The organism is Rhizobium brockwellii, assembly GCF_000769405.2.
Taxonomy (GTDB): domain Bacteria; phylum Pseudomonadota; class Alphaproteobacteria; order Rhizobiales; family Rhizobiaceae; genus Rhizobium; species Rhizobium brockwellii.
The window spans coordinates 402,308-423,950 of record NZ_CP053439.1 but is presented as its reverse complement, the minus strand read 5'-3'; the positions used below and the strand labels follow the sequence as shown (position 1 = coordinate 423,950).

Sequence of the window (21,643 nt, the reverse complement as noted above, 5' to 3'; positions counted from 1 at the left end):
GCTTCGGGACGAAGCGGATATGCAGACCGAGGTGTAGCGTCATGAAGATTAGCATCGTTACCGTGGCTTTTAATGCCGAGGCGACCATTGCCGATACCTTGCGCTCAGTATCCTGTCAAACCTATGGAAACGTCGAGCATATCCTGATCGATGGTGCGTCCACAGACGGCACAATGGATGTTGTCCGGCAAAATGGAGCCCATCTTGCCCGGTGCATTTCCGAACCGGATCGTGGAATCTACGATGCGATGAACAAGGGCATTGCTCTGGCTACCGGTGATGTAATCGGTTTTCTGAACGCTGATGATGTCTATGCAGGCCCATATGTGCTTGAGTTAGTCGCTGGAGGCTTCAGTTCGGCAGACGTAGACGCTTGTTACGGCGATTTATGCTATGTCCGCCAAAACCATATCGATTCCATCGTACGGTACTGGCGTTCCTCTGATTTCGAGCCGGGCCGTTTCTCGCAGGGTTGGAACCCTCCGCACCCAACGTTTTTCGCAAGACGCGACGTGTTTGCAAAACACGGCAGCTTCGATCTCAGCTATAGGATCGCGGCTGATATAGAACTCATGATGCGGTTTCTGGAAGTAGGGCGTATCTCCACGCTTCATCTGCCTCACATGATGGTCAGGATGCGGCTCGGCGGAACAACCAACAAAAGCATCAAGAACATCATCAAGCAGAACGGCGAAATCATGCGCGCGCTCAATGAGAGCGGACTGAAATGGTCCCCCGTTTCGTTCATCTGCAATAAACTGCTTTCGCGTGGCCGCCAGTTCGTCACACGTCCTGGATTGTAAGCAGCAAATGGTTTGCATGCTACAGGCGCTGGGCGAGTCCAGCCGCCGGGGTTGTCTCGCCAGCTCAGCTCATCCATTTGCTGGCAGGCTTACACCGCTACCCTCCCCCTCACCCCCTCCGCAATCGCCGTCATCCTGTCCGCCGCAGCGTTGCCGATCAGCATGAAGGCGTGCATCGCGTTCGACCAGTAGACGACGTTCATACCCTTGCGGCTTTCGAGGTCCGGTGCCTTCGGCCCCTTGTCAGACTTGACGATGCAGAGCGCCATCGGGCCGGTCTCGGGGTCGAGATAGGCGATCTGGGCGAGCGCCTTGCCGTCATATTGTAGCAACTGGGCGCGTTTGAAATCGATGCCTGGGAGCGAGACGGTTTCGGGGGAGAGTGACAGGCCGAGTTTTTCGTCAAGACCGGCGAGCTGGGCGGCCTGATCCTCCCTGCTGGGGGCGGGGCCGGCGAGCGTTTCGGCGGTATAGAGCGAGATATAGTCGGCGACCACAGCGCGCCATTCGCTGTTTTCGTCCTTTGCCGAAAAACCTCTGCCGATGCCGATGACGGCGCGGTCGACCGCGATACCGGCGACCAGCGAGGCGGCGAGCGCGCCGAGGAAGCGGCGTCGAGTGGCGAATGCCGGCGTCGAGGCGGGTCTTGCGCTCTGCTGTGCCGGGATGGCGGCGAGCATCGCTTCCAGTTTCTGGCGCGGGGCTTCGGCGAGCAGCCGGGCGAAGGCTTGCTCGAACGGCAGATTGGCGCGCGCCAGGAATTCCAGCCGCTCGGCGGTGGCCTCGTCTTCGTTCACCATGGCTTCAATGCGCGCAGCCTCTTCACGCGTCAGTTCGCCGTCGATGAAGGCGGTCAGGTCCTCGTCGGAGGGAATGGTGTGTTTCGTCGTCATTGCCGTCCCCCTTCCGGTCCGGCGCCGGAGAGCTTGGCGCGGGCAGCCGCCAGCCGGCTCATCACGGTTCCGATCGGGATATCCAATATGCCTGCGACCTCGCGATAGGAAAGTCCTTCCACATAGGCGAGGAAAACCACCGTCCTCTGCGCTTCAGGCAGCGCATTCACCTGTTTCAGCACCTGATGGGCCATCACCTGCGTTTCGGTGTCGTGCGCGCCGTCGAAGGTCAGCGTCTCTCCGGCATCGACGAAACCCTGGCCCTGGCGTACCCGGCGAGAGCGGATCTCGTTCAGCCAGATCGAATGCAGGATCGAAAACAGCCAGCGGTCGAGCCGGGTGCCGGGGATGAACTGATCGGCGCGCTCCAGTGCGCGAAGGCAGGTCGCCTGCACCAGGTCGTCGGCGACATCGCGCTGATGCGAGAGAACGAGACCATAACGCCAGAGCCTTGCCAGATTTTCCGTCAGGCCGCTCCTGATATCCGCTTCGCTCGCGATGGCCGCCTCCGCCAATCCTGCATCCCTCGAAACCGCCGGGTGAACCGGCGATTCCATTCTCGCGTGACTATAGGCAGGAAAATGGGTGCGCGCGACCGACATTCTGACGTCCCTTTCGTGCTTCCATTTTCCCGCTTCGTGGCGCACCGATCAGATCTTCGAGGGATCGAGGATAACTGCGTTCAGATCCTGATATTCCTCGCAGCCGGTACCGCAGATCGCCTTGATTGACTTCAGCTGATCCTTGGCGAGATCGAGCTGACCCTTGATGACATAGGCTTCGCCGAGATATTCGCGGACCTTGGCGTATTGCGGGTCCATCTTCACCGACTGCAGGTAATAGGAGATGCCCTCGTCGGTGCGGCCAAGCTTGCGGGTGGCATAACCGCGGTAATTCAGCACTTCGGCGGTGTTCTGATCCTTGACCGTGTCGAGCACGGCAAGCGCCTCCTCATAACGACCGGCCTTGGCCAGCGAATAGGCATAGTCGGCGCGGTTCTCGTCGGAGACGTTGGCGCTCTGCTGCTTGACGCATTTCTTGGTCTTCTGGTCGTAGATCTCGCCCTTCTTGCAGACCGGTGTCGTGCTGCTATCATCGCCGATCGCAAAGACCGGGCCGGAGACAACAGAGGCGGCGAGGCAGCCGCCGAGAAGGAGGGAAGCGATGCGGGCTGTCATGATCGTCATGGGGAAACTCCTCGAAAGTGACGTTGCGACGAGAGAACACCGCTGCATCCAGCTTTATTCGGCTGCCGCTTGCATTTCTTTCTTCACCCTTTCGTGAAGCTTCAGAGCTGAATAATTTGGGCGCCTGCGTGTTTTCCTTCGTTCCGCCGGAGGGACAAGGAGAATTCTGTGACCGACACCGTCAAACTCGTCAGCCTCGCCGTTGCCACACCCGAACATGTCATTTTCCAAAAGCAGGCGGTCGAAGCCTCGGCCCGGTTGTTTGCCGACCGCTTCGAGGACTTCCGCCATCTTGCCCGCGTCTTCGATAGCGCCGGTATCGACAAGCGCCATGCGGCGCGGCCGCTTGCCTGGTTCGACGAGCCACATGGCTGGCAGGACCGGATGCAGGCCTTTGCGGAGGTGGCAGGTGGGCTTTTCGTCGAGGCTGCCAACTCGGCCCTTCGCCAGGCAGGGCTTGAGGCCGGCGATGTCGACTGTGTCGTGACCGTCTCCTCTACTGGATTTACGACGCCGAGCCTCGATGCGCAGCTTAGCCGCAGGATGGGTTTTAGACCCGATATCGAACGCGTGCCGGTCTTCGGGCTCGGCTGTGCCGCCGGCGTGTCAGGCTTTGCGATCGCCTCGCGGCTGGCGCGGAGCCGGCCGGGCGCTGTTGTGCTTTTCGTCTCGATCGAACTTTGCACGCTCGCCTTCCGGCTGGACGAGCTGACGCGGCCGAACATCATCGCGACGGCGCTTTTTGGCGACGGCGCTGCCGCCTGCGTACTGCGATCAGGCGAAGACGGGCTAGCGGAGGTGGAATCGACTGGCGAGCATCTTTTTCCCGACACGCTCGATATCATGGGCTGGAAGATCGATGACGGCGGTTTCGGTATCGTGCTGGCGCAATCGCTGCCGCCCTTTGCCGAAAAGGAGCTCGGCCCGGCGGTGACGGCCATTCTGGCGCGAAACGGGCTGAAGGTGGAGGATATCGACCGCTTCATCTGCCATCCCGGCGGCATGAAGGTGCTGGCTGCGATGGAGAGCGCGCTTTCGATGGTGCCGGGCACGCTCGATCACGAACGCGCCGTGCTTGCCGAATACGGCAACATGTCCTCGCCGACCATCCTGTTCGTGCTGGAGCGGGCAATCCGCGCCGGATTGCCGGAGCGCTCCGCGATGATCGCCATGGGGCCGGGCTTTTCGGCGAGCTGCGTGACGCTCAGGAGGGCGGCATGATGTGGCCATCGATCGCGCTTCTGGCATTCGTGACGCTGCAGCGGCTGGCGGAACTCGTGCTCGCCCGGCGCAACACCGCCGCCCTTCTTGCGAGGGGCGCCAGAGAGGTGGCACCCGAGCATTATCCCGTCATGGTGGCGCTGCATGCAGGCTGGATCATCGGGCTTTGGCTGCTTGCACCGGGCAGGCCAGTGGCGTTCTTCTGGTTTCTGGTGTTCATGGGGCTGCAGGCGCTGCGGCTCTGGGTGCTGGCGACGCTGAAAGGCCGCTGGACGACGCGCATCATCATCCTGCCCGGCGCGCCGCTCGTCAGATCCGGGCCTTATCGCTTCCTCCGCCATCCGAACTATGCGATCGTCGTCGGCGAGATCGCCGCCCTTCCGCTCGCCTTCGGCCTACCGCTTTACGCGATCGTCTTTTCCCTTATCAACGCGCTTATCCTCCATGTCCGCGTGAAGGCTGAAAATGCCGCACTGAAAAGCGCAATGATTTTGAAATGAATGCGATTTTCCGTTTGCGTCGCGGTATCGGCACGGGCATTTTCACCGCGTTAGACAAAGCGGAATGCAAGCGGAAATGACGAAGAACGCAATCGTGCTCGGCGCCGGCATCGTCGGGGTTTCCACGGCCATCCATCTGCAGCGGCGCGGCCGGCAGGTGACGCTGATCGACCGCAAGGATCCGGGCAACGAAACCTCGTTCGGCAATGCCGGCCTGATCCAGCGCGAAGGTGTGGCACCCTACGGCTTTCCCCAGCAGCTCGGGCTTTTACTGCGTTATGCGCTGAATAACCGCATCGACGCGCATTATCATCTGCGCACACTGCCGAGCCAGATCGCCTTTCTCGCTCGCTACTGGTGGAATTCCAATGCGCGTCGCCACGTGATCATTACCCGGGCCTATGCACCGCTGATCGAAAATTCGGTTGTCGAACACAAGGATCTGATCGAGGCGTCGCAGGCCGAAGGGCTGATCCGCAAGGACGGCTGGATAAAGATTTTCCGCACTGAAGCCAAGCGCGACGGGGCTTTTGCTGAGGCCGCACTTTGGCAGAATGAATTCGGCGTGGAGTATGACAGCCTGACTCCGGCCGATATCGCCCGCATGGAACCTCATATGACCGGCGATTTCGCCGGCGGTATCCGCTGGCGCGATCCCTGGTCGGTGCTCGACCCGCATGCGCTGACATCGGCGTATCGCCGCTATTTCGAAAGTATCGGCGGCCGCTTCGTGACGGGTGACGCCGCCTCGCTCGGTCCGTTCGGCTCCGGGTGGAAAATCATGACTGCGGAAGGTCCGCTCGAAGCCGAAGATGCTGTGATGGCGCTCGGCCCCTGGGCGGCCGTTGCGACGCGCCGGCTCGGCTACTCCTTCCCGCTCGGCGTCAAGCGCGGCTATCACATGCACTATGCCGCCGAGGGCAGTGCCGTGCTCCACAACTGGACATTGGATGCCGAACGCGGCTATCTCCTTGCGCCGATGCGCCGCGGCATCCGCCTGACAACAGGGGCGGAGTTTGCAACGCTCGATGCGCCGAAGACGCCGGTCCAGCTCGACCGCGCCGAAGCCGTGGCGCGTACCATCTTCCCGCTCGGAGGCAGGCTCGATCCCGAACCCTGGATGGGGGCGCGCCCCTGCACGCCGGATATGATGCCGATCATCGGCAAAGCGCCGCGTCATCAGGGCCTATGGTTTGCCTTCGGCCATGCCCATCACGGGCTGACGCTCGGGCCGGTGACCGGCCGCGTGCTTGCCGAACTCATCACCGGCGAGAAGCCGTTCATCGATATCGCGGCCTATTCGCCGCAGCGTTTCAACCCGTGATGCCCAGAGGGGCGAGGCCTTTGAGAGCGGTTGCGGCGATGCCGTCCACCGTGTCGTCGATATCGACGGTGACGACGCCCGGCTCGCCTGTAGGCACCTCAAGCGTCGCCAGCTGGCTGTCGAGCAGCGAGACCGGCATGAAATGTCCCTTGCGCTCACCCATCCTTTTCATCAGCAGCGCCCTGGAACCTTCGAGATATACGAAGAACAGATTGCCGCCGGCAGCAGCCCTGAGCCTGTCGCGATAGAGGCGCTTCAGCGCCGAGCAGGAGACGATGATGCCCTTGCTCTTCTCCAACGAGGCCTTGATGTCTTCGCCGATGCGGTCGAGCCACGGCATCCGGTCTTCATCGGTCAGCGGAACGCCCTTCGACATCTTCTCGACATTGGCGGCCGGATGAAGCGCATCGCCTTCGACGAAGGCCAGGTGCAGGGCTTCGGCAAGTTTCTCGCCGACGGAGGATTTGCCGCAGCCGCTGACTCCCATGACGATGATCGCATGGGGTTTGTTCATCTGCTCATCCGGCATGTTTGCTCCTCGGGCTTATCTTCCCGCTCAATCGAGCGGGAAGTGACAGGCATATTGATGTGTGCCTTCCCCAGTTAATTCGGGAGAAACCTGGCGGCAATGGTCCTGCGCCTTCCAGCAGCGCGGATTGAAGTGGCAGCCCGTCGGCGGCTTCAGCGGCGAAGGCAATTCACCCTGCAGGCGGATGCGGTTCTTCGCACGGTCGGGATCGGCAATCGGTGTCGCCGATAGCAAGGCTGCCGTGTAGGGATGGCGCGGCCTAGCGAAGACCTCGGCGGCGGGACCGGTTTCCACAGGACGGCCGAGATACATCACCATCACCTCGTCGGCGATATGATGGACGACGGAGAGCCCGTGCGAGATGAAGAGATAGGCAAGCCCCATCTCCTTCTGCAGGTCCATCAACAGGTTCAGCACCTGCGCCTGGATCGACAGGTCAAGCGCCGAGACCGGTTCGTCGAGCACCAGCACCTTTGGCCGCAGCATCAGGGCGCGGGCAATGGCGATACGCTGGCGCTGACCGCCGGAGAACATATGGGGATATCGGCCATAATGCTCCGGACGCAGGCCGACACGGGCCATCATCTCCTCCGCCTTGCGGCGGCGGGCGGCGCCGTCGAGATCGGTGTTGATCTTCAGCGGCTCTTCGAGGATCGAGCCGACCTTTTGGCGCGGGTTGAGCGAGCCATAAGGATTCTGGAAGACGATCTGCACTTGGCTGCGCAGGCTGCGATCGCCGACATGGGCGGGCTTGCCGTCGATCAGCAATTCTCCCGATGTCGGGTTCTCGATCATCGTGACCAGGCGGGCGAGCGTCGACTTGCCGCAGCCGGATTCGCCGACGACGGCGAGCGTCTTGCCGGAATGCAGGCTGAAGCTGACGCCGTTCAGCGCCTTGACGGTGGCATCGGCTTTGAAGAGGCCGCGGTTGACGGTGTAGAAGCGGGCGAGATCCCTGCCCTCGAGAACAGCGCCCGTCATACAAGATCTCCTGCAGTTTCAACGGCCATGATGCCCGGATGTCCGAGCGGCTTGCCGTCCTTCAAAGGATAGTTGCAGAGCGCCAGTCCGAGCTCCGGCCCCTGACGGACGACACCGCGATCGCACTCGACCGTGGCGAAGCCGCAGCGCGGCGCAAACAGACAGCCCGTCGGGCGACCATGCTGGCCGGGAACGACACCGGCGATCGAGGGAAGACGCTGGCCGACCTTGGCGCGTTCGGGCAGGGCTGCGAGCAGGGCAGCGGTATAGGGATGATGCGGGTCGCGGAACAGCGCCCTCACCGGCTGTTCCTCAACCTTCTGGCCGGCATATTGTACCTGTACGCGCTCGGCGGTTTCGGCAACGACACCCATGTCGTGGGTGATCAGCACCAGCGCCATGCCCTGCTCCTTCTGCAGGCGAACGAGAAGATCGAGGATCTGTGCCTGGATCGTCACGTCAAGCGCCGTTGTCGGCTCGTCGGCGATCAAGAGCTTCGGATTGCAGGCGAGCGCCATGGCGATCATGACGCGCTGGCTCATGCCGCCGGACATCTGATGCGGAAAGTTAGACAGGCGGTCTTCCGGAGCCGGAATGCCGACGAGGTTCAGCAGTTCGATTGAACGTTCGCGGCGCTCCTTGCGGTTGAGGCCCATATGGAAGCGCAGGGTCTCGCCGAGCTGGAAACCGACCGTGAAGCACGGATTGAGGCTCGACATCGGCTCCTGGAAGATCATCGCCATATCCTTGCCGACGATCCTGCGGCGCTGGCGGCCGGAGATGCCGCGCAGATCCTTGCCGTCGAACTGCATGCGGTCGGCGGTGATCTTCGCCGTCCAGGGCAGAAGCCCCATCAGGGCCAGCATGGCAACGGATTTACCCGAGCCGGATTCGCCGACGACCGACAGGATCTCGCCCTTGTCGCAGGCAAGCGACACACCGTCGACGGCGCGGAAGAGACCGGAAGAGGTCTGGAATTCGACCGTCAGATTTTCAATCTCGAGGAGCGGCATCACGACCTCTTCAGTTTGGGATCGAGCGCATCGCGCAGGCCGTCACCCATCAGGTTGATGGCGAGAACGGTGATGAGGATGGCAAGACCCGGGAATGTCACCACCCACCAGGCGCGCGAGATGAACTCACGGGATTCAGCGAGCATCGTCCCCCATTCGGGTGTCGGCGGCTGGGCGCCCATGCCGAGAAAGCCGAGGGCGGCGGCATCGAGAATCGCCGCCGAGAAGGCGAGCGTCGCCTGAACGATCAGTGGCCCAAGACAGTTCGGCAGGATCGTCTTGAACATCAACCGGAAGGTGCCGGCACCGGCGACACGCGAGGCGATGACATATTCCTTCTCACGCTCAGAAATGACCGAGGCGCGCGTCAGCCGCACGAAATGCGGCTGATTGACCAGCGAAATCGCGATCATCGCATTGGTGAGCCCTGGCCCAAGCACGGCCACCAGAACGAGGGCGAGCAACAGCGACGGGAAGGCCAGGATGATATCCATCAGGCGCATGATTGCCGTATCGACCTTGCCGCGGAAAAATCCGGCAACGAGTCCGATCAGGACGCCTGAAATGACCGAAAGCGTGACGACGACGACGCCGATGAACAGCGAAAACCGCGCGCCATAGATCAGGCGCGAAAGGATATCGCGGCCGACGGCATCTGTTCCGAGCGGGAAGGAGGCGCTGCCGCCCTCCATCCAGAACGGCACGGCGAGCAGTACCGCGCGGTTCTGCTCGTTCGGCTCATGTGGCGCAAAGAGCGGCGCCAGGACTGCGACGACCAGGACGATGGTGAAAACCACCAGGCCGATGACGGCGCCCTTGTTGCGGGAAAAATAATGCCAGAACTCCGCAAGAGCGGATGGCTGGCCGGTTTTGACGGTGACCGTGCTCATGGGCCGCTCCTAATGACGAATGCGCGGATTGATGAAGCCGTAGAGAACATCAACAATCAGGTTGACCAGCATGATGACGCCGGCGATCAGCAGAAGGCCGCCCTGGACCACGGCGTAATCGCGCTTGAAGACCGAATCGACCATCCATTTGCCGATACCCGGCCAGGAGAAGATCGTCTCGGTGAGGATGGCGCCGGCAAGAAGAACGCCGATCTGCAGGCCGATGGTGGTGATGACCGGGATCATCGCATTGCGCAGCGCATGCACGCCGACGACGCGCAGCGGCTTCAGGCCTTTCGAGCGCGCCGTGCGGACATAATCCTCACCCAGAACCTCGAGCATCGCCGAACGCGTCTGGCGGGCGATGACGGCAAGCGGGATGGTCGCCAGCACGATCGTCGGCAGAATGAGGTAGCTGACGGCCGAGGAAAACGCGCCCTTCTGGCCCGACAGCAGGCTGTCGATCAGCATGAATCCGGTGACCGGCTTGAAGAAATACATCAGCGAGATGCGGCCGGAAACGGGCGTCCAGCCGAGATAGCCGGAGAAGAAGATGATCAGCAGCAGCCCCCACCAGAAGATCGGCATGGAATATCCGATAAGAGCAATACCCATCACGCTTTGGTCGAACCACGTGCCTCGCTTGACGGCGGCAAAGATACCGGCGGGCACGCCAAGACAGACGGCGAGGATGATGGCACAGAGCGAGAGCTCCAGCGTTGCCGGAAACAGCGTCAGGAATTCGCCGAGAACGGGCCGCTTGGTGACGATCGAGGTGCCGAGATCGCCATGCAGGATTTTTCCGAGATAGTCGAAATACTGCACATACATCGGCCGGTCGAAACCGAGATCATGCATGATCTGGGCGTGCCGCTCCGGCGCCATGACGCGTTCTCCCGACAGGAGCATGACGGGATCGCCGGGAAGCATGCGGATGAACGAGAAGGCAATGAGGGAAACGCCGAGGAATGTCGGGATCAGCACCGCAAGGCGGCCGATAAAAAAACGCAACATGGCAGATGTCCAATAGTTTCCGGCGGTCAGGAGACCCTGACCGCCGGCTGCGCCCAGCTCTGCCGGGCATTCTTACATTATTCTTGTTATTCGGATACGTCGACGCCGTCGAAACGGTGAATGCCGAGCGGGTCCATCTGGAAGCCCGAGACCTTCTTGCTCATCGGAACGAAGACGAGTGAATGGTCGATGGTTGCCCAGGGAGCTTCCTTCTTGAAGATCAGCTGCGCCTGCTCATAGGCCTTGGTGCGCTCGCCGACATCGGCCGTCAGCTTGGCCTTGGTCATCAGGTCGTCATATTCCTTGTTGCACCACTGAGCACGGTTGTTGCCGCCGACGGCATCGCAGCCAAGCAGCGTATCCATGAAGTTGTCCGGGTCGCCGTTGTCGCCGGTCCAGCCGAGGATGACGGCGCCGTCGCGCTTCACGTCGGAGGAGAGCTTCAGATATTCGGCCCATTCATGGGTGACGATTTCGACCTTGACACCGATCTTGGCGAAATCCGCCTGCATCAGTTCGGCGGCGCGGCGCGCGTTCAGCATGTAGGGACGCGACACCGGCATTGCCCAGATCTTCATGCTGAGATCCTTGACGCCAGCATCGGCAAGAGCCTTCTTGGCAGCGTCCGGATCATACTTGTCGTCCTGAACGGCGTCGTTATAGGACCACATCGTCGGCGGGATCGGGTTCTTGGCAACGGCCGCGGCACCCTGGAAGACGGCGTCGATGATCGCCTGCTTGTTGATCGCCATGTTCAGGGCGCGGCGAACTTCCGGCTTGTCGAACGGGGCCATCTGGGTGTTGTAGGCGAGGAAGCCGACATTGAGGCCGGCCTGTTCCAGAACGGTCAGATTTTCATCCTTCTTCAGTTCCGGCACATCGGCGGCATTCGGATAGGGGATCAGCTGGCATTCGCCGGCCTTCAGCTTCTGGGCGCGCACGGCAGCGTCAGAGGTGATGGCGAAAACCAGATCGTCGATCTTTTCCTTGCCCTTGAAATAGGTTTCGTTCGCCTTGTAGCGGATGACGGCATCCGGCTGGTAGGCGACGAAGGTGAACGGGCCAGTGCCGAGCGGCTGCTGGTTGAGCTGCGCCATCTTGCCGTCGGCGGCGAGCTTGTCGGCATATTCCTTCGAGACGATCGACGCGAAGTCCATGGCAAGGTCGGCGAGGAACGGCGCTTCGGGATGGTTGAGCGTGAACTTGACCGTGAGGTCATCGACCTTCTCGACCGACTTGATCAGCTCGGGAAAGCCCATGCCGGCAGCGTATTCGTAAGAACCGCCCTCGACATATTTGTTCCACGGATTGTCGGATTTCAGCTGGCGCTCGAAGGAGAACACAACGTCGTCGGCGTTGAAATCGCGCGTCGGCGTGAAGAAGTCGGTGGTCTGGTACTTGACGCCAGGATGAAGCTTGAAGGTGTATTCCGTGCCGTCGGCTGAAACGCTCCAGCTGTCAGCCAGGCCCGGCTCGATCTCGGTTCCGCCATGCTTGAATTCGACGAGGCGGCTATAGACTGTGCGCGACGACGCGTCGAAGGTCGTGCCTGCCGTATAGAGGCTCGGGTCGAAGCCTTCCGGCGAGCCCTCGGAGCAATAAACAAGGGTCTTGGACCAGGCCGACGTCGCCATGACGGAAATCAGGGCCGTCGCTGCCAGCAGGACAGAGATCTTTTTCATAATATTGTTTCCCGGTTGTTCTTTTTTGATGTTTGGAGACCATAGATTGGCATCTCGGTCGACGCTCGATGGAACGATATTTATTTACTGAAAGCAACGGGCTACGCAGAAAATTTTTCCACCTAGACAATTTTAGAAATTTTCCGTCAAAAATCAGCCTCATTCGGAAATTTTCGCACAAAAATGACCGAAATTTTGTCGCATTTGGTATAAAAGAGCGCCCATCGCGACATGCCGACGGCATTTCCCCGTATGCCGGAGACCAACCAGACGCTGCAAAAAACAAAAACCGCGGCTGCCAGGGCAACCGCGGTTCAGAAGCAAATTCTGATCTTTAATTCAGGCGGCGGGGGCAACGATCGCGGGTTTGCGATATGCCGGCTCGCCGGTGATTCCGAGAAGGAAATTGATCTGTGGACGCGCCTTGACGAGGTCCTCGATGGAATATTCCGACAGCACCGCGAAGAAGGCGTTGAGCGCCTTGCGCAGAGCCGAATTCAAACCGCAGCTATCGACCAGCGGGCATTCGACCTCACCGTCATCCTCGAAGCATTCGGCCATGGCGAAGCTGTCTTCCGTCACCCGAACGACGTCGAAAAGACTAATGTCGGCGGCCGGCTTGCCCAACCGCACGCCACCATTGCGACCGCGCACCGTTTCGACCAGACCCGCCTTGTTGAGCGGCTGAAGGATCTTGAAAAGAAAAAGCTCGGAAACGCCATAGGCCCTGGCGATTTCCGGAATCCGGCTCAGGTGCCCGTCGTTGGCAGCACAATACATCAACATGCGAACCGCATAGTTCGTCTGCTTCGTCAACCGCATGCCATTCTCCTGACTCGTCTGTTCAGACCTATATAGGCGGTTTGCTAGTTTTGAACAATTCCAAAATATGAAATTCGCATTCAGCTTATGAGGCCTTTTGCCGCGACGTCAATCCTGCTCCAGGATCCCGACGTCATCGAGGATTGCCTGCTTGCACTCGGGCGTGCCTTGCGCATCAGTTTGACCTCGGCGCTGGGGAAATAGGAGATGGCGAGCAGACCGCGCCCTTGCCTCAGGACATCCTCGACGCCGACCGACATTGCCGGCAATCAACATGACGAGGAAAAATTCGGGAGCCAAAAGGCCCCCGAATACACAATTCAGATTGGAATGTCGTGACGATCACTTCATCGTCGGCATGACGAATTCGGCGCCGCTCTTGATGCCCGAGGGCCAGCGGGCGGTGACGGTCTTGGTCTTCGTCCAGAACTTGATCGAATCCGTGCCGTGCTGGTTGAGGTCGCCGAAGCTCGAAGCCTTCCAGCCGCCGAAGGAGTGGTAGGCGAGCGGAACCGGGATCGGGACGTTGATGCCGATCATGCCGATATTGATGCGCGAGGCGAAATCGCGGGCGGCATCGCCGTCACGCGTGAAGATGGCGACGCCGTTGCCATATTCGTGCTTCATCGGCAGCGACAGCGCCTCTTCGTAGTTCTGGGCACGGACGACCGAGAGAACAGGTCCGAAGATCTCGGTCTTGTAGATATCCATCTCAGGCGTGACGTTATCGAACAGGCAACCGCCGACGAAATAGCCGTCTTCATAACCCTGGAGCTTGAAATCGCGCCCGTCGACAACGAGCTTCGCACCTTCCTCGATGCCGCGGTCGATCAGCCCGCGAACACGGGTATAGGCTTCCTTGGTGACGAGTGGGCCCATGTCGGCCTTGTCGTCGGTATAGGGGCCAATGCGCAGCGATTCGATCTTCGGCGCCAGCTTCTCAACGAGGCGGTTGGCGGTCTCTTCGCCGACCGGAACGGCAACCGAGATTGCCATGCAGCGCTCGCCGGCCGAACCGTAGCCTGCACCCATCAGCGCGTTGACGGCCTGATCCAGGTCTGCATCCGGCATGATGATCATGTGGTTCTTGGCGCCGCCGAAGCACTGGGCGCGCTTGCCGTTCATCGCCGCGGTGCCATAGACGTAGCGGGCGATCGGCGTCGAGCCGACGAAGGAGACGGCGCCGATATCGGGATCGGTCAGGATCGCGTCGACGGCACCCTTATCGCCATTGACGACGTTGAGGATGCCGGCGGGCAGACCGGCCTCGATCATCAGTTCGGCAAGGCGGATCGGGAGAGAGGGATCACGCTCGGAGGGCTTGAGGATAAAGGCGTTGCCGCAGGCGATCGCCGGCGCAAACATCCACATCGGGATCATGCCCGGAAAATTGAAGGGGGTAATGCCGGCGCCGATGCCGACCGGCTGGCGGATCGAATACATGTCGATCGCAGGCCCGGCGCCTTCGGTGAACTCGCCCTTGGCGAGATGGGGAATGCCGCAGACGAATTCGCAGACTTCGAGGCCGCGAATGACGTCGCCCTTGGCATCCTCGATCGTCTTGCCGTGCTCCTTGGAGAGGATTTCGGCAAGCTCGTCCATGTGCTTGTTCAAGAGTTCGACGAACTTGAAGAAGACGCGGGCGCGGCGCTGCGGATTGGTGGCAGCCCATTTCGGCTGCGCAGCCTTGGCGTTTTCGACGGCGGCGCGCAGTTCCTCGACGCTTGCGAGTGCGACCGTCGCCTGCACTTCACCCGTCGCCGGATTGTAGACATTGCTCACGCGGCCGCTGGTGCCGGCAACATGTTTGCCGCCGATGAAATGACCGATCTCACGCATGGGTATTCCTCCTGTTTTTCGATGGCCGACAATCGCACTTCAATTTGCACAAATCAATGCGCTGATATAAGCAACCGTTGTGCGTAAATGATAGCCCTGTCGTTGCATTGGTCGGTGCGGCTGCTTCAAACTTGACACCGCACGCCAACAAGTCAAACGCCGACAAGTCAAACCCTGGGGGGAGGTCAAACCGATGAGCCGGAAACCCGTCGTCAGAATGGCGGAGCTGGAGATCGATCCGGACACGCTTGAAACCTATCGCACCTTGCTCACGGAAGAGATCGAAGCATCCGTCGCGCTAGAAGACGGCGTCCTTTCCCTGAGCGCCGTTTCCATTAGGAACCACCCAAACCGGATCCGTATCCTTGAAGTCTACGCCGACCAGGAAGCATACGAGGCCCATCTGCGAACACCGCATTTCATTAAATACAAGAACCAGACGGCGCGCATGGTCACATCGCTGACGCTTATCGAGGTCGATCCGATCGCAATGCGTGCCAAGCCATGAACTGGGACGATGTTCGTATTTTCCTCGCCGTCGCCCGCACCGGGCAGATCCTTGCCGCCTCGAAGCGGCTGGGGCTCAATCACGCCACGCTCTCGCGTCGACTGACTTCGCTGGAAGAGGCGCTGAAGACGCGGCTTTTCATCCGCCGCACGAATGGCTGCGAGCTGACGGCCGAAGGCGAAGTGTTCCTGGCATCCGCAGAGCGGATGGAAACGGAAATGCTCGCAGCACAGGCCAGCCTCGGCCACACCGATACGGCAATCGCCGGGACCGTGCGCGTCGGGGCGCCTGATGGGTTCGGCGTTTCCTTTCTTGCGCCGCGCATGGGCAGATTGATCGAGCGTCATCCAGAGCTGAAGATTCAGCTCGTACCGGTGCCGCGCTCTTTCTCACTCTCGCTGCGCGAGGCGGATATCGCCATCACACTGGAGCGGCCCGAACAAGGCCGGCTCGTCTCCTCCAAGCTGACGGATTACACGCTCGGCCTTTATGCCTCGCGGGATTATCTGGCGTCACAAGGAGCGCCCGTCGATGTCGACGCGCTCAAGGCGCATCGCCGCATCGGCTATGTCGAAGACCTGATCTTCACCGCGTCACTGAATTTTTCCGGCGCAGTCATGCGGAGCTGGGATGCAGGCTTCGAGATTTCAACGGCGATCGGACAGACCGAGGCGGTACGAACAGGTGCCGGCATCGGCATCCTGCACGATTATATCGCCAGGCAATATCCGGAACTCCAGCGCATTCTGCCGGAGGTTTCGATCCGGCGCGCCTACTGGACGACTTATCACGAAACGGCGCGCGACCTCATGCGCGTCAGGACCGTCGCCGATTTCGTGCAGGAACTCGTCAGCGCCGAGCGGCACATCTTTCTTTAAGTCTCGAAAGTGTGTTTTGCCGGTTCGTCGTTCTCGTCGGGATTTGGAACGGGCGCCTCGTCGGGCAGCCGGTCCGGCTCCGGTTCCTTGATCGGCGGCACCGGCTTCCAGCCGGGCCCGGGCATCGGCGGCTGATCGGGAATGGGTTCGTTGGGCACGGACATGACCGCCTCCCTTTCATCATCTTGGTTCTGCTTCGTGATGGTTCTGCGCGATATCAGGACGACTTGTCCGGCTTCAGCGATTCGGCAGCGCGCATCGGCATGCTGTCGATGATGGCGAAGAGCTCGCCATCGGTAATCGGCTCGCTGATCTTGAGCTTGACGGTGCCGTCCTTGCCGAGAAGGAAAGCGGCGAATTCGCCGACCTCCGGCGCCTGGAGATCGCGGCGGATCGCTTCGCCGTCGAGGCCGTCAGCCGCACCGAAGAGCGGTCGGACGCCGGTGCCGGAAATCTTCAGCACCACCAGGTCACGATCATCGAGGGCCGAGCGGTTGGCGAGCAACTGATTTTCCTGCCGGGCGGCGCGGGAATTATCCCCGTCGGCGAAAACAACGAAGACGCGGTTCTTCCACTGAAACTGGGCGAGGCTTTCGGCCGGCGCATAAGCGCCGTTGGTCTCGTCGATCTTCGTCGCACCGTAGAGCAGGGTTTTCGACATGCATATTCTCCCGTTAACATGGAGAACGACCCGGTGCGGCATGGGTTCCATCGAAATGATGGGAGCCGGGTTTTCATTCTGATCGTGGGGAGATGGTACGGTTGGGGGGTCTCGAACCTCCGACCTCAGGTGCCACAAACCTGCGCTCTAACCAACTGAGCTACAACCGCATAAATCGCGCTTGGCGCGACGGGGGTCACATACGAGGACTTGGCGAGGAATTCAAGCCCCATTCCTCGTCAATATACAAAAAGGCTGGACGCGAGGTCCAGCCTTTTATCTCCGATCGGTAAAGACCGATCAGGCAACCTTGAAGGAAGCCATGGCCTTTTCGGCGGCGTCCTTAGAGGGCTTTGCGAGCTTCTCGGCCACCTGCTTGGTGGTTTCCTGGATCGACTTCGCCTGCTCGACGGTGAGCTCGGCCTGCTTGCGGATGAACGAGGTCTGCAGCTCGAAGAATTCGGCCGGCGACTTGACGCCGAGCAGCGCTTCGAAGTGCGACAGCGAGTTCTCGGAATTGACGCGCAGGATATCGATCGCCTTCAGGCCGATCTCGACGCTGCCGGCCTGAGCCGTCTGGACGGTGGCTTCGAGCGTCTTGCCGGCTTCCTCGCCAGCGGTCTTCAGCTTTGCGTAAGCGTCTTTCGACTGCAGAGCACCCTTTTCGGCGAATTCACGGAAAGATTCCGTGAACTTGGACGGATCGAAAGAAGCGATTGAAAAAGCGTCGTCGGTCTTTATGGTAGCCATGGGTCGCATCCTTTGCGTTGAGGCAGCCGCTGCCTGCGATTAGTTGGATGATGCTTATATAAGACATTTCATTGTGCATTGCAACAATTATTGTGCATCGCACAAGACGTTAACCTTTCCGGCCGAAAACCCCCTGCTCTTCTGGACCGGCATGCGCCCCGCAGTTATTAATAAGCCGTTAATTTAAGAAGGCCGACAGCGACAAGGTTCGAACATGCCCGCAGTCCAATATCCGTTCATCGATATCGCCGTGCATGCACGGGTGCGGGAACGCTTTTCACGCGGCGAGGCCATGGTGCTGTTTTCGGCCGATCTCGCCCGTCTGCTCTGGGCGAACGGTGCAGGTGCCGAGCTTTTCGGCCATTCGGCAGTCTATGACCTGCTCGATCAGGGGGTCGACCGCACCGACATCACCTTCCGCCAGCTGCAAACCGCGGCGCGCCAGCTCACCGATATCGGCGACAGCCGCAGCCTGATGATCCGCGTTGCCAAGGGCTTTCAGCGTGCGCAGGTACAGGCGGCTGCCGAACTGATCCGGCTTTCCCAAGGCGAAAAGGCCATCCTTTTTTCTGTGCCGGTCTCGGTAAAACCACTCGCGGCCGGCGCATCGGCGGCACAGATGCTGCAGGGGCTCGATGATCCCGACACGCATATGGCGGTGATCGGCGCAAATGGCGAGGTCATCGCGGCTTCGCCGGGCTTTGCCTCACTCGGGATCTCCGAGCAGACGGCAAAGACCTTGATCAACCTTGCCGGCGCGCATCCCGACCGGCTGGTGAAGCGACCTGTCGCCACCGGCAGAGGCAATCTTCCGGCCGCGGTCGGCAAGCTCAGCGACGATCCGGCGCTCAATCTGCTCTTTGCTGTCGAGACCGCGGTCGGTCATCTCGACCCGGTCGACACGCCCGCGCTTGCCCCGGTCGATGCGCCCGCGCTCGATCCAGTCGATGCGCCAGCGCTCGACTCGGTCGATGCGCCCGCACAGGAAGAAAGCGCACCGTCTGCCGAAGTGCTTCAGGACGAACCCGTCGCCGCTACAGGCTTCACCGAAATCATCGACGCGGTCTCGGGGATCGAAGAGGTCGAGGAGACGCTTGAGGAGATCGCCGGCGAAAACGAGCAACCGGCTGAAACGGCTGTGGCATCCGCAGATAAGGCGATTGACGGGATGGATCCTGCCGAGGACGCGGTGCCGGAGAGCGACGACGGCGTGATCGATAGCAGCGCGGATGACCCCGCCGCCGTCATCGAGGACGATGTGACCTCTATTGTGGAGACGGTGGAAACGGCGACGACGGCGGAACCGCCTGTTGAAGCCAGCGAAACGCCTATCGAAGACGCGCCGGAAGCAGTCCACGAAGAGGCCGCTATCGCAACGCCTGTGGTCCCCGACGTGCCCCCTGCCCCTCAGCTTGAGGCTGAGCCCGGCTTTGTCTTCAGACCGAATAGCCGCGCCACGCGCTTCGTCTGGAAGATCGACGCCGAAGGCCGGTTCAACGAGGTCAGCCACGAATTTGCCGCGGCCGTCGGTCCGCATGCGTCCGACATCATCGGCTCTGCCTTCGGCGATGTCGCCGCCCTCTTCAATCTCGATCCTGACGGCAAGCTTTCTGAGGCGCTGGCCCGCCGCGACACATGGTCGGGCAAGACGATCCTCTGGCCAGTCGAAGGCACCAGCCTCGTCGTTCCGGTCGATCTGGCGGCGCTGCCGACCTATACCCGCAACCGCGACTTCGATGGTTTCCGCGGCTTCGGCGTCGTCCGGCTTTCCGATGCGCAGGAAGATCCGCTGGCGCTCGGCCTGACGCTCGGCCCTGATGGTATCGGCCACGATGCAGCGAGCCTCGGCCCGCCCGCCGAGACCATTGCCGAGGTGGCACACGAAGCGGAGACAGTGCTTGAAGAGCCCCTGACCGATCCCGCCCCGACGCAGGAGGTCGAGGATCAGCCGCCTACGGCAAGCGAACCGCAGACGGAACCAGTGCCGGAAGAGCCAGCGCCGGAAGAGATCGCCACCGAGCAAACGACCGTCGAGACTCCTGCCTGGGAAAGTGCTGCCGAAAAAGCGGAAGGCAGCGCCGATGCCGGCGACGTTTCCACCGCCGAGCCGATAGCGGAACTTCCGCAAGAGCCGCCGGCGCTTCGGATTTCGGAAACGCCCAACCGCCGGCTCTCCGACAAGATCGTTCAGCTCCACAACACCGGTGCCGGACTGACGGCCGCCGAACAGGCCAATTTCCGCGAGATCGCCAAGCGCCTCGAAGCCTTCGGCGCCAACAAGGACGAGCCTGCCGTCCCTGCGCCGATGGAACCCGCTGCCACCGAAACCTCCAGCTTCGAAGAGGCCTCCGGACCCGAAGCGTTCGAGGCCGAAACACCCACCGCCGACCAGGCGGAGATACCATCGATCGAGGAGATCGCGCCGCAGGAAGCGATCTTCGAGAATGCCGTCGAGGCGGAGCGCGAAGACGACGGCGCCGCCGAAGAACCGGCTGTCATCGCCGAGGACGAGGCAACGGAAGGGCTGGAGGAGACGACCAGCCAGATCGAGGTTCTCACCAGCTTCATCCCGCCGCGCATCAAGATGACGGACGGGCTTTCGGTGGGAACGGTCGACCAACTGCCTGTTGCCGTGCTCATCCATATCGGCGATGCGCTGATCCACGCCAATCCGGAATTCATGCGGTTGACGGGCTACGGCACGCTCGACGCATTGCGCGAGGTAGGCGGCATCGAAGGCCTGCTGCAGCGCCGCGAACTCGAGGAGAAGGCCGCGGGCTCCGGCACCATGATGCTCGTCAAGGCCGATGATACGCTGGCGCCGGTGACCGCGCGGCTGCAATCGGTGCGCTGGGAAGACGCCAATGCCCTGATGCTGGCGCTGATGCCGGTGGAAGGCAAGGACGATGGCCGCGGCGACGCAAACCGTTTCGACGGTCGGTCCGAAGACCGCCCCGAGCGGATGGTCGAGAAGGTCGCTAAACTCCAGGTCGAAGTGGAAGAATTGCGCTCGATCCTGGAAACGGCGACCGACGGCGTCGTCGTCATCGGCACCGAGGGCGACATCCGCTCGATGAACCGGTCGGCCAGCGCGCTTTTCAATTACGACGAGCAGGAGACGCGTGGCAAACCCTTCGTCATGCTGTTTGCCCATGAGAGCCAGAAGGCGGTGATCGACTATCTGAACGGCCTCGCCGGCCATGGCGTAGCAAGCGTGTTGAACGACGGACGCGAAGTGATCGGCCGCGAGGCCGCCGGCGGCTTCGTGCCGCTGTTCATGACGATGGGCCAGCTCACCTCCTCCAACGGCTATTGCGCCGTCATCCGCGATATCACCCAGTGGAAGCGCACCGAGGACGAGCTGCGCAACGCCAAGGGTGCGGCCGAAACCGCCAACGCCCACAAGACCGATTTCCTCGCCCGCGTGAGCCATGAGATCCGCACGCCGCTCAACGCCATCATCGGCTTTTCCGACATGATGGCCGGCGAGCGCTTCGGGCCGATCGGCCATCCCCGTTATATCGAATATGCCAACGACATCGGCCGCTCCGGCCGGCACGTCCTCGATATCGTCAACGACCTGCTCGACATCTCGAAGATCGAGGCGGGCGAGATGGATCTCGATTTTGCCGCCGTCGGCCTCAACGAAGCGGTCTCCGAAGCCGTGGCTCTGGTACAGCCGCAGGCGAACGGCCAGCGCGTCATCATCCGCACGGCGCTGTCGCAGGCAGTACCTGAGGTCGTAGCGGATCTGCGCTCGATCAAGCAGATCGCGCTCAACATCCTGTCGAACGCCATCCGCTTCACCCCGTCAGGCGGGCAGATCGTCGTTTCGACGTCCTATGAGGCGAATGGCAGCGTTGTCCTCAGGGTCCGCGATACCGGCATCGGCATGACGCGCAGCGAACTCGACCAGGCGATGAAGCCGTTCCGGCAAGTCTCCTCGACCCAATCGCGTCATCGCGGCGACGGCACCGGGCTCGGCCTGCCGTTGACCAAGGCGATGGTCGATGCCAACCGGGCGACCTTCACGATCAATTCGGCGCCGAACGAGGGCACGCTCGTCGAGATCACCTTCCCGTCACAGCGCGTGCTGGCCGGCTGATAAAGAAAAGGCAGCCAAGAGGCTGCCTTTGAATTTAGTGCTG

The 21,643-nt window shown here is 61.2% G+C and carries 21 protein-coding genes and 1 tRNA gene; 7 read left to right on the top strand and 15 right to left on the bottom strand.

Annotation, left to right across the window (positions count from 1 at the left end; all coding sequences use genetic code 11):
* The first annotated feature begins 41 nt into the window (after positions 1-41).
* Entirely contained in the window at positions 42-803 is a 762-nt protein-coding gene (locus tag RLCC275e_RS02105) for a glycosyltransferase family 2 protein (RefSeq protein ID WP_033181648.1), read from the top strand.
* An 89-nt stretch (positions 804-892) separates the two neighbouring features.
* On the opposite strand, the gene RLCC275e_RS02100 is transcribed toward RLCC275e_RS02105, so the two are convergent.
* Genes RLCC275e_RS02100 through RLCC275e_RS02090 form a run of 3 tightly spaced genes read right to left on the bottom strand, consistent with a single transcriptional unit; the run spans position 893 to position 2,883 of the window.
* Positions 893-1,696 carry an anti-sigma factor family protein gene (locus tag RLCC275e_RS02100; RefSeq protein ID WP_033181647.1) on the bottom strand — a complete coding sequence of 268 codons (804 nt, stop codon included), beginning with the start codon at positions 1,694-1,696 and terminating at the stop codon, positions 893-895.
* Positions 1,693-2,298, bottom strand: coding sequence for an RNA polymerase sigma factor (locus RLCC275e_RS02095; RefSeq protein WP_033181646.1), 606 nt, complete (start codon positions 2,296-2,298; stop codon positions 1,693-1,695). Before RLCC275e_RS02095 ends, RLCC275e_RS02100 begins: the two co-directional genes overlap by 4 nt.
* A gap of 48 nt (positions 2,299-2,346) precedes the next feature.
* On the bottom strand, positions 2,347-2,883 hold the full coding sequence (locus RLCC275e_RS02090; protein WP_033181645.1) for a tetratricopeptide repeat protein: 537 nt from the start codon (positions 2,881-2,883) through the stop codon (positions 2,347-2,349).
* Positions 2,884-3,051: 168 nt separating this feature from the next.
* Between RLCC275e_RS02090 and RLCC275e_RS02085 the strand changes: the two genes are divergently transcribed.
* The 3 genes from RLCC275e_RS02085 to RLCC275e_RS02075 all read left to right on the top strand — a co-directional run bounded on the left by RLCC275e_RS02085 (position 3,052) and on the right by RLCC275e_RS02075 (position 5,928).
* The gene (locus RLCC275e_RS02085; protein WP_033181644.1) at positions 3,052-4,104 is read left to right on the top strand and encodes a type III polyketide synthase; all 1,053 of its coding nucleotides are present in this window, start codon (positions 3,052-3,054) and stop codon (positions 4,102-4,104) included.
* Positions 4,101-4,604: an isoprenylcysteine carboxyl methyltransferase family protein gene (locus RLCC275e_RS02080; protein ID WP_033181643.1), complete on the top strand. Its 504-nt coding sequence runs from the start codon at positions 4,101-4,103 to the stop codon at positions 4,602-4,604. Before RLCC275e_RS02085 ends, RLCC275e_RS02080 begins: the two co-directional genes overlap by 4 nt.
* Before the next feature lie 76 nt (positions 4,605-4,680).
* The gene (locus tag RLCC275e_RS02075; RefSeq protein ID WP_033181642.1) at positions 4,681-5,928 is read left to right on the top strand and encodes an NAD(P)/FAD-dependent oxidoreductase; all 1,248 of its coding nucleotides are present in this window, start codon (positions 4,681-4,683) and stop codon (positions 5,926-5,928) included.
* Here the strand turns inward: RLCC275e_RS02075 and RLCC275e_RS02070 are convergent.
* The 8 genes from RLCC275e_RS02070 to RLCC275e_RS02035 form a co-directional block, all read right to left on the bottom strand.
* Positions 5,918-6,457 carry a gluconokinase gene (locus RLCC275e_RS02070; RefSeq protein WP_033181641.1) on the bottom strand — a complete coding sequence of 180 codons (540 nt, stop codon included), beginning with the start codon at positions 6,455-6,457 and terminating at the stop codon, positions 5,918-5,920. The genes RLCC275e_RS02075 and RLCC275e_RS02070 overlap by 11 nt on opposite strands.
* Positions 6,458-6,484: 27 nt before the next feature.
* On the bottom strand, positions 6,485-7,438 hold the full coding sequence (locus RLCC275e_RS02065; protein ID WP_033181640.1) for a peptide ABC transporter ATP-binding protein: 954 nt from the start codon (positions 7,436-7,438) through the stop codon (positions 6,485-6,487).
* Positions 7,435-8,451 (bottom strand): ABC transporter ATP-binding protein, encoded by a 1,017-nt coding sequence (locus tag RLCC275e_RS02060; RefSeq protein ID WP_003556671.1) that lies wholly within the window; start codon positions 8,449-8,451, stop codon positions 7,435-7,437. The genes RLCC275e_RS02065 and RLCC275e_RS02060 overlap by 4 nt, the downstream gene beginning before the upstream one ends.
* Positions 8,451-9,341 carry an ABC transporter permease subunit gene (locus tag RLCC275e_RS02055; protein ID WP_003556670.1) on the bottom strand — a complete coding sequence of 297 codons (891 nt, stop codon included), beginning with the start codon at positions 9,339-9,341 and terminating at the stop codon, positions 8,451-8,453. The genes RLCC275e_RS02060 and RLCC275e_RS02055 overlap by 1 nt, the downstream gene beginning before the upstream one ends.
* Before the next feature lie 9 nt (positions 9,342-9,350).
* On the bottom strand, positions 9,351-10,355 hold the full coding sequence (locus tag RLCC275e_RS02050) for an ABC transporter permease subunit (RefSeq protein ID WP_033181639.1): 1,005 nt from the start codon (positions 10,353-10,355) through the stop codon (positions 9,351-9,353).
* An 86-nt stretch (positions 10,356-10,441) separates the two neighbouring features.
* The gene (locus RLCC275e_RS02045; RefSeq protein ID WP_003556666.1) at positions 10,442-12,037 is read right to left on the bottom strand and encodes an ABC transporter substrate-binding protein; all 1,596 of its coding nucleotides are present in this window, start codon (positions 12,035-12,037) and stop codon (positions 10,442-10,444) included.
* A 339-nt stretch (positions 12,038-12,376) separates the two neighbouring features.
* On the bottom strand, positions 12,377-12,859 hold the full coding sequence (gene rirA, locus RLCC275e_RS02040) for an iron-responsive transcriptional regulator RirA (RefSeq protein WP_033181638.1): 483 nt from the start codon (positions 12,857-12,859) through the stop codon (positions 12,377-12,379).
* A 342-nt stretch (positions 12,860-13,201) separates the two neighbouring features.
* Positions 13,202-14,698, bottom strand: coding sequence for a CoA-acylating methylmalonate-semialdehyde dehydrogenase (locus RLCC275e_RS02035; RefSeq protein ID WP_033181636.1), 1,497 nt, complete (start codon positions 14,696-14,698; stop codon positions 13,202-13,204).
* A gap of 193 nt (positions 14,699-14,891) precedes the next feature.
* On the opposite strand from RLCC275e_RS02035, the gene RLCC275e_RS02030 reads away from it, so the two are divergent.
* Both RLCC275e_RS02030 and RLCC275e_RS02025 read left to right on the top strand, forming a co-directional pair.
* Complete coding sequence (locus tag RLCC275e_RS02030; RefSeq protein ID WP_033181635.1) at positions 14,892-15,206, top strand: putative quinol monooxygenase; 315 nt, start codon at positions 14,892-14,894, stop codon at positions 15,204-15,206.
* The gene (locus tag RLCC275e_RS02025; protein WP_033181634.1) at positions 15,203-16,084 is read left to right on the top strand and encodes a LysR family transcriptional regulator; all 882 of its coding nucleotides are present in this window, start codon (positions 15,203-15,205) and stop codon (positions 16,082-16,084) included. The genes RLCC275e_RS02030 and RLCC275e_RS02025 overlap by 4 nt, the downstream gene beginning before the upstream one ends.
* Here the strand turns inward: RLCC275e_RS02025 and RLCC275e_RS02020 are convergent.
* The 4 genes from RLCC275e_RS02020 to RLCC275e_RS02005 form a co-directional block, all read right to left on the bottom strand.
* Positions 16,081-16,248, bottom strand: coding sequence for a hypothetical protein (locus RLCC275e_RS02020; RefSeq protein ID WP_017990318.1), 168 nt, complete (start codon positions 16,246-16,248; stop codon positions 16,081-16,083). The genes RLCC275e_RS02025 and RLCC275e_RS02020 overlap by 4 nt on opposite strands.
* A 53-nt stretch (positions 16,249-16,301) precedes the next feature.
* On the bottom strand, positions 16,302-16,745 hold the full coding sequence (locus tag RLCC275e_RS02015; RefSeq protein ID WP_033181633.1) for a DUF4174 domain-containing protein: 444 nt from the start codon (positions 16,743-16,745) through the stop codon (positions 16,302-16,304).
* Between the two features lie 93 nt (positions 16,746-16,838).
* Positions 16,839-16,915, bottom strand: a tRNA-His gene (locus RLCC275e_RS02010).
* A 130-nt stretch (positions 16,916-17,045) separates the two neighbouring features.
* Positions 17,046-17,495: a phasin gene (locus tag RLCC275e_RS02005; protein WP_033181632.1), complete on the bottom strand. Its 450-nt coding sequence runs from the start codon at positions 17,493-17,495 to the stop codon at positions 17,046-17,048.
* Positions 17,496-17,709: 214 nt separating this feature from the next.
* Here RLCC275e_RS02005 and RLCC275e_RS02000 point away from each other — a divergent pair, with 214 nt between their 5' ends.
* Positions 17,710-21,600, top strand: coding sequence for an ATP-binding protein (locus RLCC275e_RS02000; protein ID WP_033181631.1), 3,891 nt, complete (start codon positions 17,710-17,712; stop codon positions 21,598-21,600).
* The last annotated feature ends 43 nt before the right edge of the window (positions 21,601-21,643 follow it).

Coding starts and splice junctions, on each gene's coding strand:
- RLCC275e_RS02055 (WP_003556670.1), bottom strand. CDS start 9,341: ATGAGCACGGTCACCGTCAAAACCGGCCAGCCATCCGCTCTTGCGGAG.
- RLCC275e_RS02045 (WP_003556666.1), bottom strand. CDS start 12,037: ATGAAAAAGATCTCTGTCCTGCTGGCAGCGACGGCCCTGATTTCCGTC.
- RLCC275e_RS02100 (WP_033181647.1), bottom strand. CDS start 1,696: ATGACGACGAAACACACCATTCCCTCCGACGAGGACCTGACCGCCTTC.
- RLCC275e_RS02020 (WP_017990318.1), bottom strand. CDS start 16,248: ATGTCCGTGCCCAACGAACCCATTCCCGATCAGCCGCCGATGCCCGGG.
- RLCC275e_RS02095 (WP_033181646.1), bottom strand. CDS start 2,298: ATGTCGGTCGCGCGCACCCATTTTCCTGCCTATAGTCACGCGAGAATG.
- RLCC275e_RS02030 (WP_033181635.1), top strand. CDS start 14,892: ATGAGCCGGAAACCCGTCGTCAGAATGGCGGAGCTGGAGATCGATCCG.
- RLCC275e_RS02015 (WP_033181633.1), bottom strand. CDS start 16,745: ATGTCGAAAACCCTGCTCTACGGTGCGACGAAGATCGACGAGACCAAC.
- RLCC275e_RS02025 (WP_033181634.1), top strand. CDS start 15,203: ATGAACTGGGACGATGTTCGTATTTTCCTCGCCGTCGCCCGCACCGGG.
- RLCC275e_RS02090 (WP_033181645.1), bottom strand. CDS start 2,883: ATGACGATCATGACAGCCCGCATCGCTTCCCTCCTTCTCGGCGGCTGC.
- RLCC275e_RS02005 (WP_033181632.1), bottom strand. CDS start 17,495: ATGGCTACCATAAAGACCGACGACGCTTTTTCAATCGCTTCTTTCGAT.
- RLCC275e_RS02050 (WP_033181639.1), bottom strand. CDS start 10,355: ATGTTGCGTTTTTTTATCGGCCGCCTTGCGGTGCTGATCCCGACATTC.
- RLCC275e_RS02060 (WP_003556671.1), bottom strand. CDS start 8,451: ATGCCGCTCCTCGAGATTGAAAATCTGACGGTCGAATTCCAGACCTCT.
- rirA (WP_033181638.1), bottom strand. CDS start 12,859: ATGCGGTTGACGAAGCAGACGAACTATGCGGTTCGCATGTTGATGTAT.
- RLCC275e_RS02080 (WP_033181643.1), top strand. CDS start 4,101: ATGATGTGGCCATCGATCGCGCTTCTGGCATTCGTGACGCTGCAGCGG.
- RLCC275e_RS02070 (WP_033181641.1), bottom strand. CDS start 6,457: ATGCCGGATGAGCAGATGAACAAACCCCATGCGATCATCGTCATGGGA.
- RLCC275e_RS02075 (WP_033181642.1), top strand. CDS start 4,681: ATGACGAAGAACGCAATCGTGCTCGGCGCCGGCATCGTCGGGGTTTCC.
- RLCC275e_RS02105 (WP_033181648.1), top strand. CDS start 42: ATGAAGATTAGCATCGTTACCGTGGCTTTTAATGCCGAGGCGACCATT.
- RLCC275e_RS02000 (WP_033181631.1), top strand. CDS start 17,710: ATGCCCGCAGTCCAATATCCGTTCATCGATATCGCCGTGCATGCACGG.
- RLCC275e_RS02065 (WP_033181640.1), bottom strand. CDS start 7,438: ATGACGGGCGCTGTTCTCGAGGGCAGGGATCTCGCCCGCTTCTACACC.
- RLCC275e_RS02035 (WP_033181636.1), bottom strand. CDS start 14,698: ATGCGTGAGATCGGTCATTTCATCGGCGGCAAACATGTTGCCGGCACC.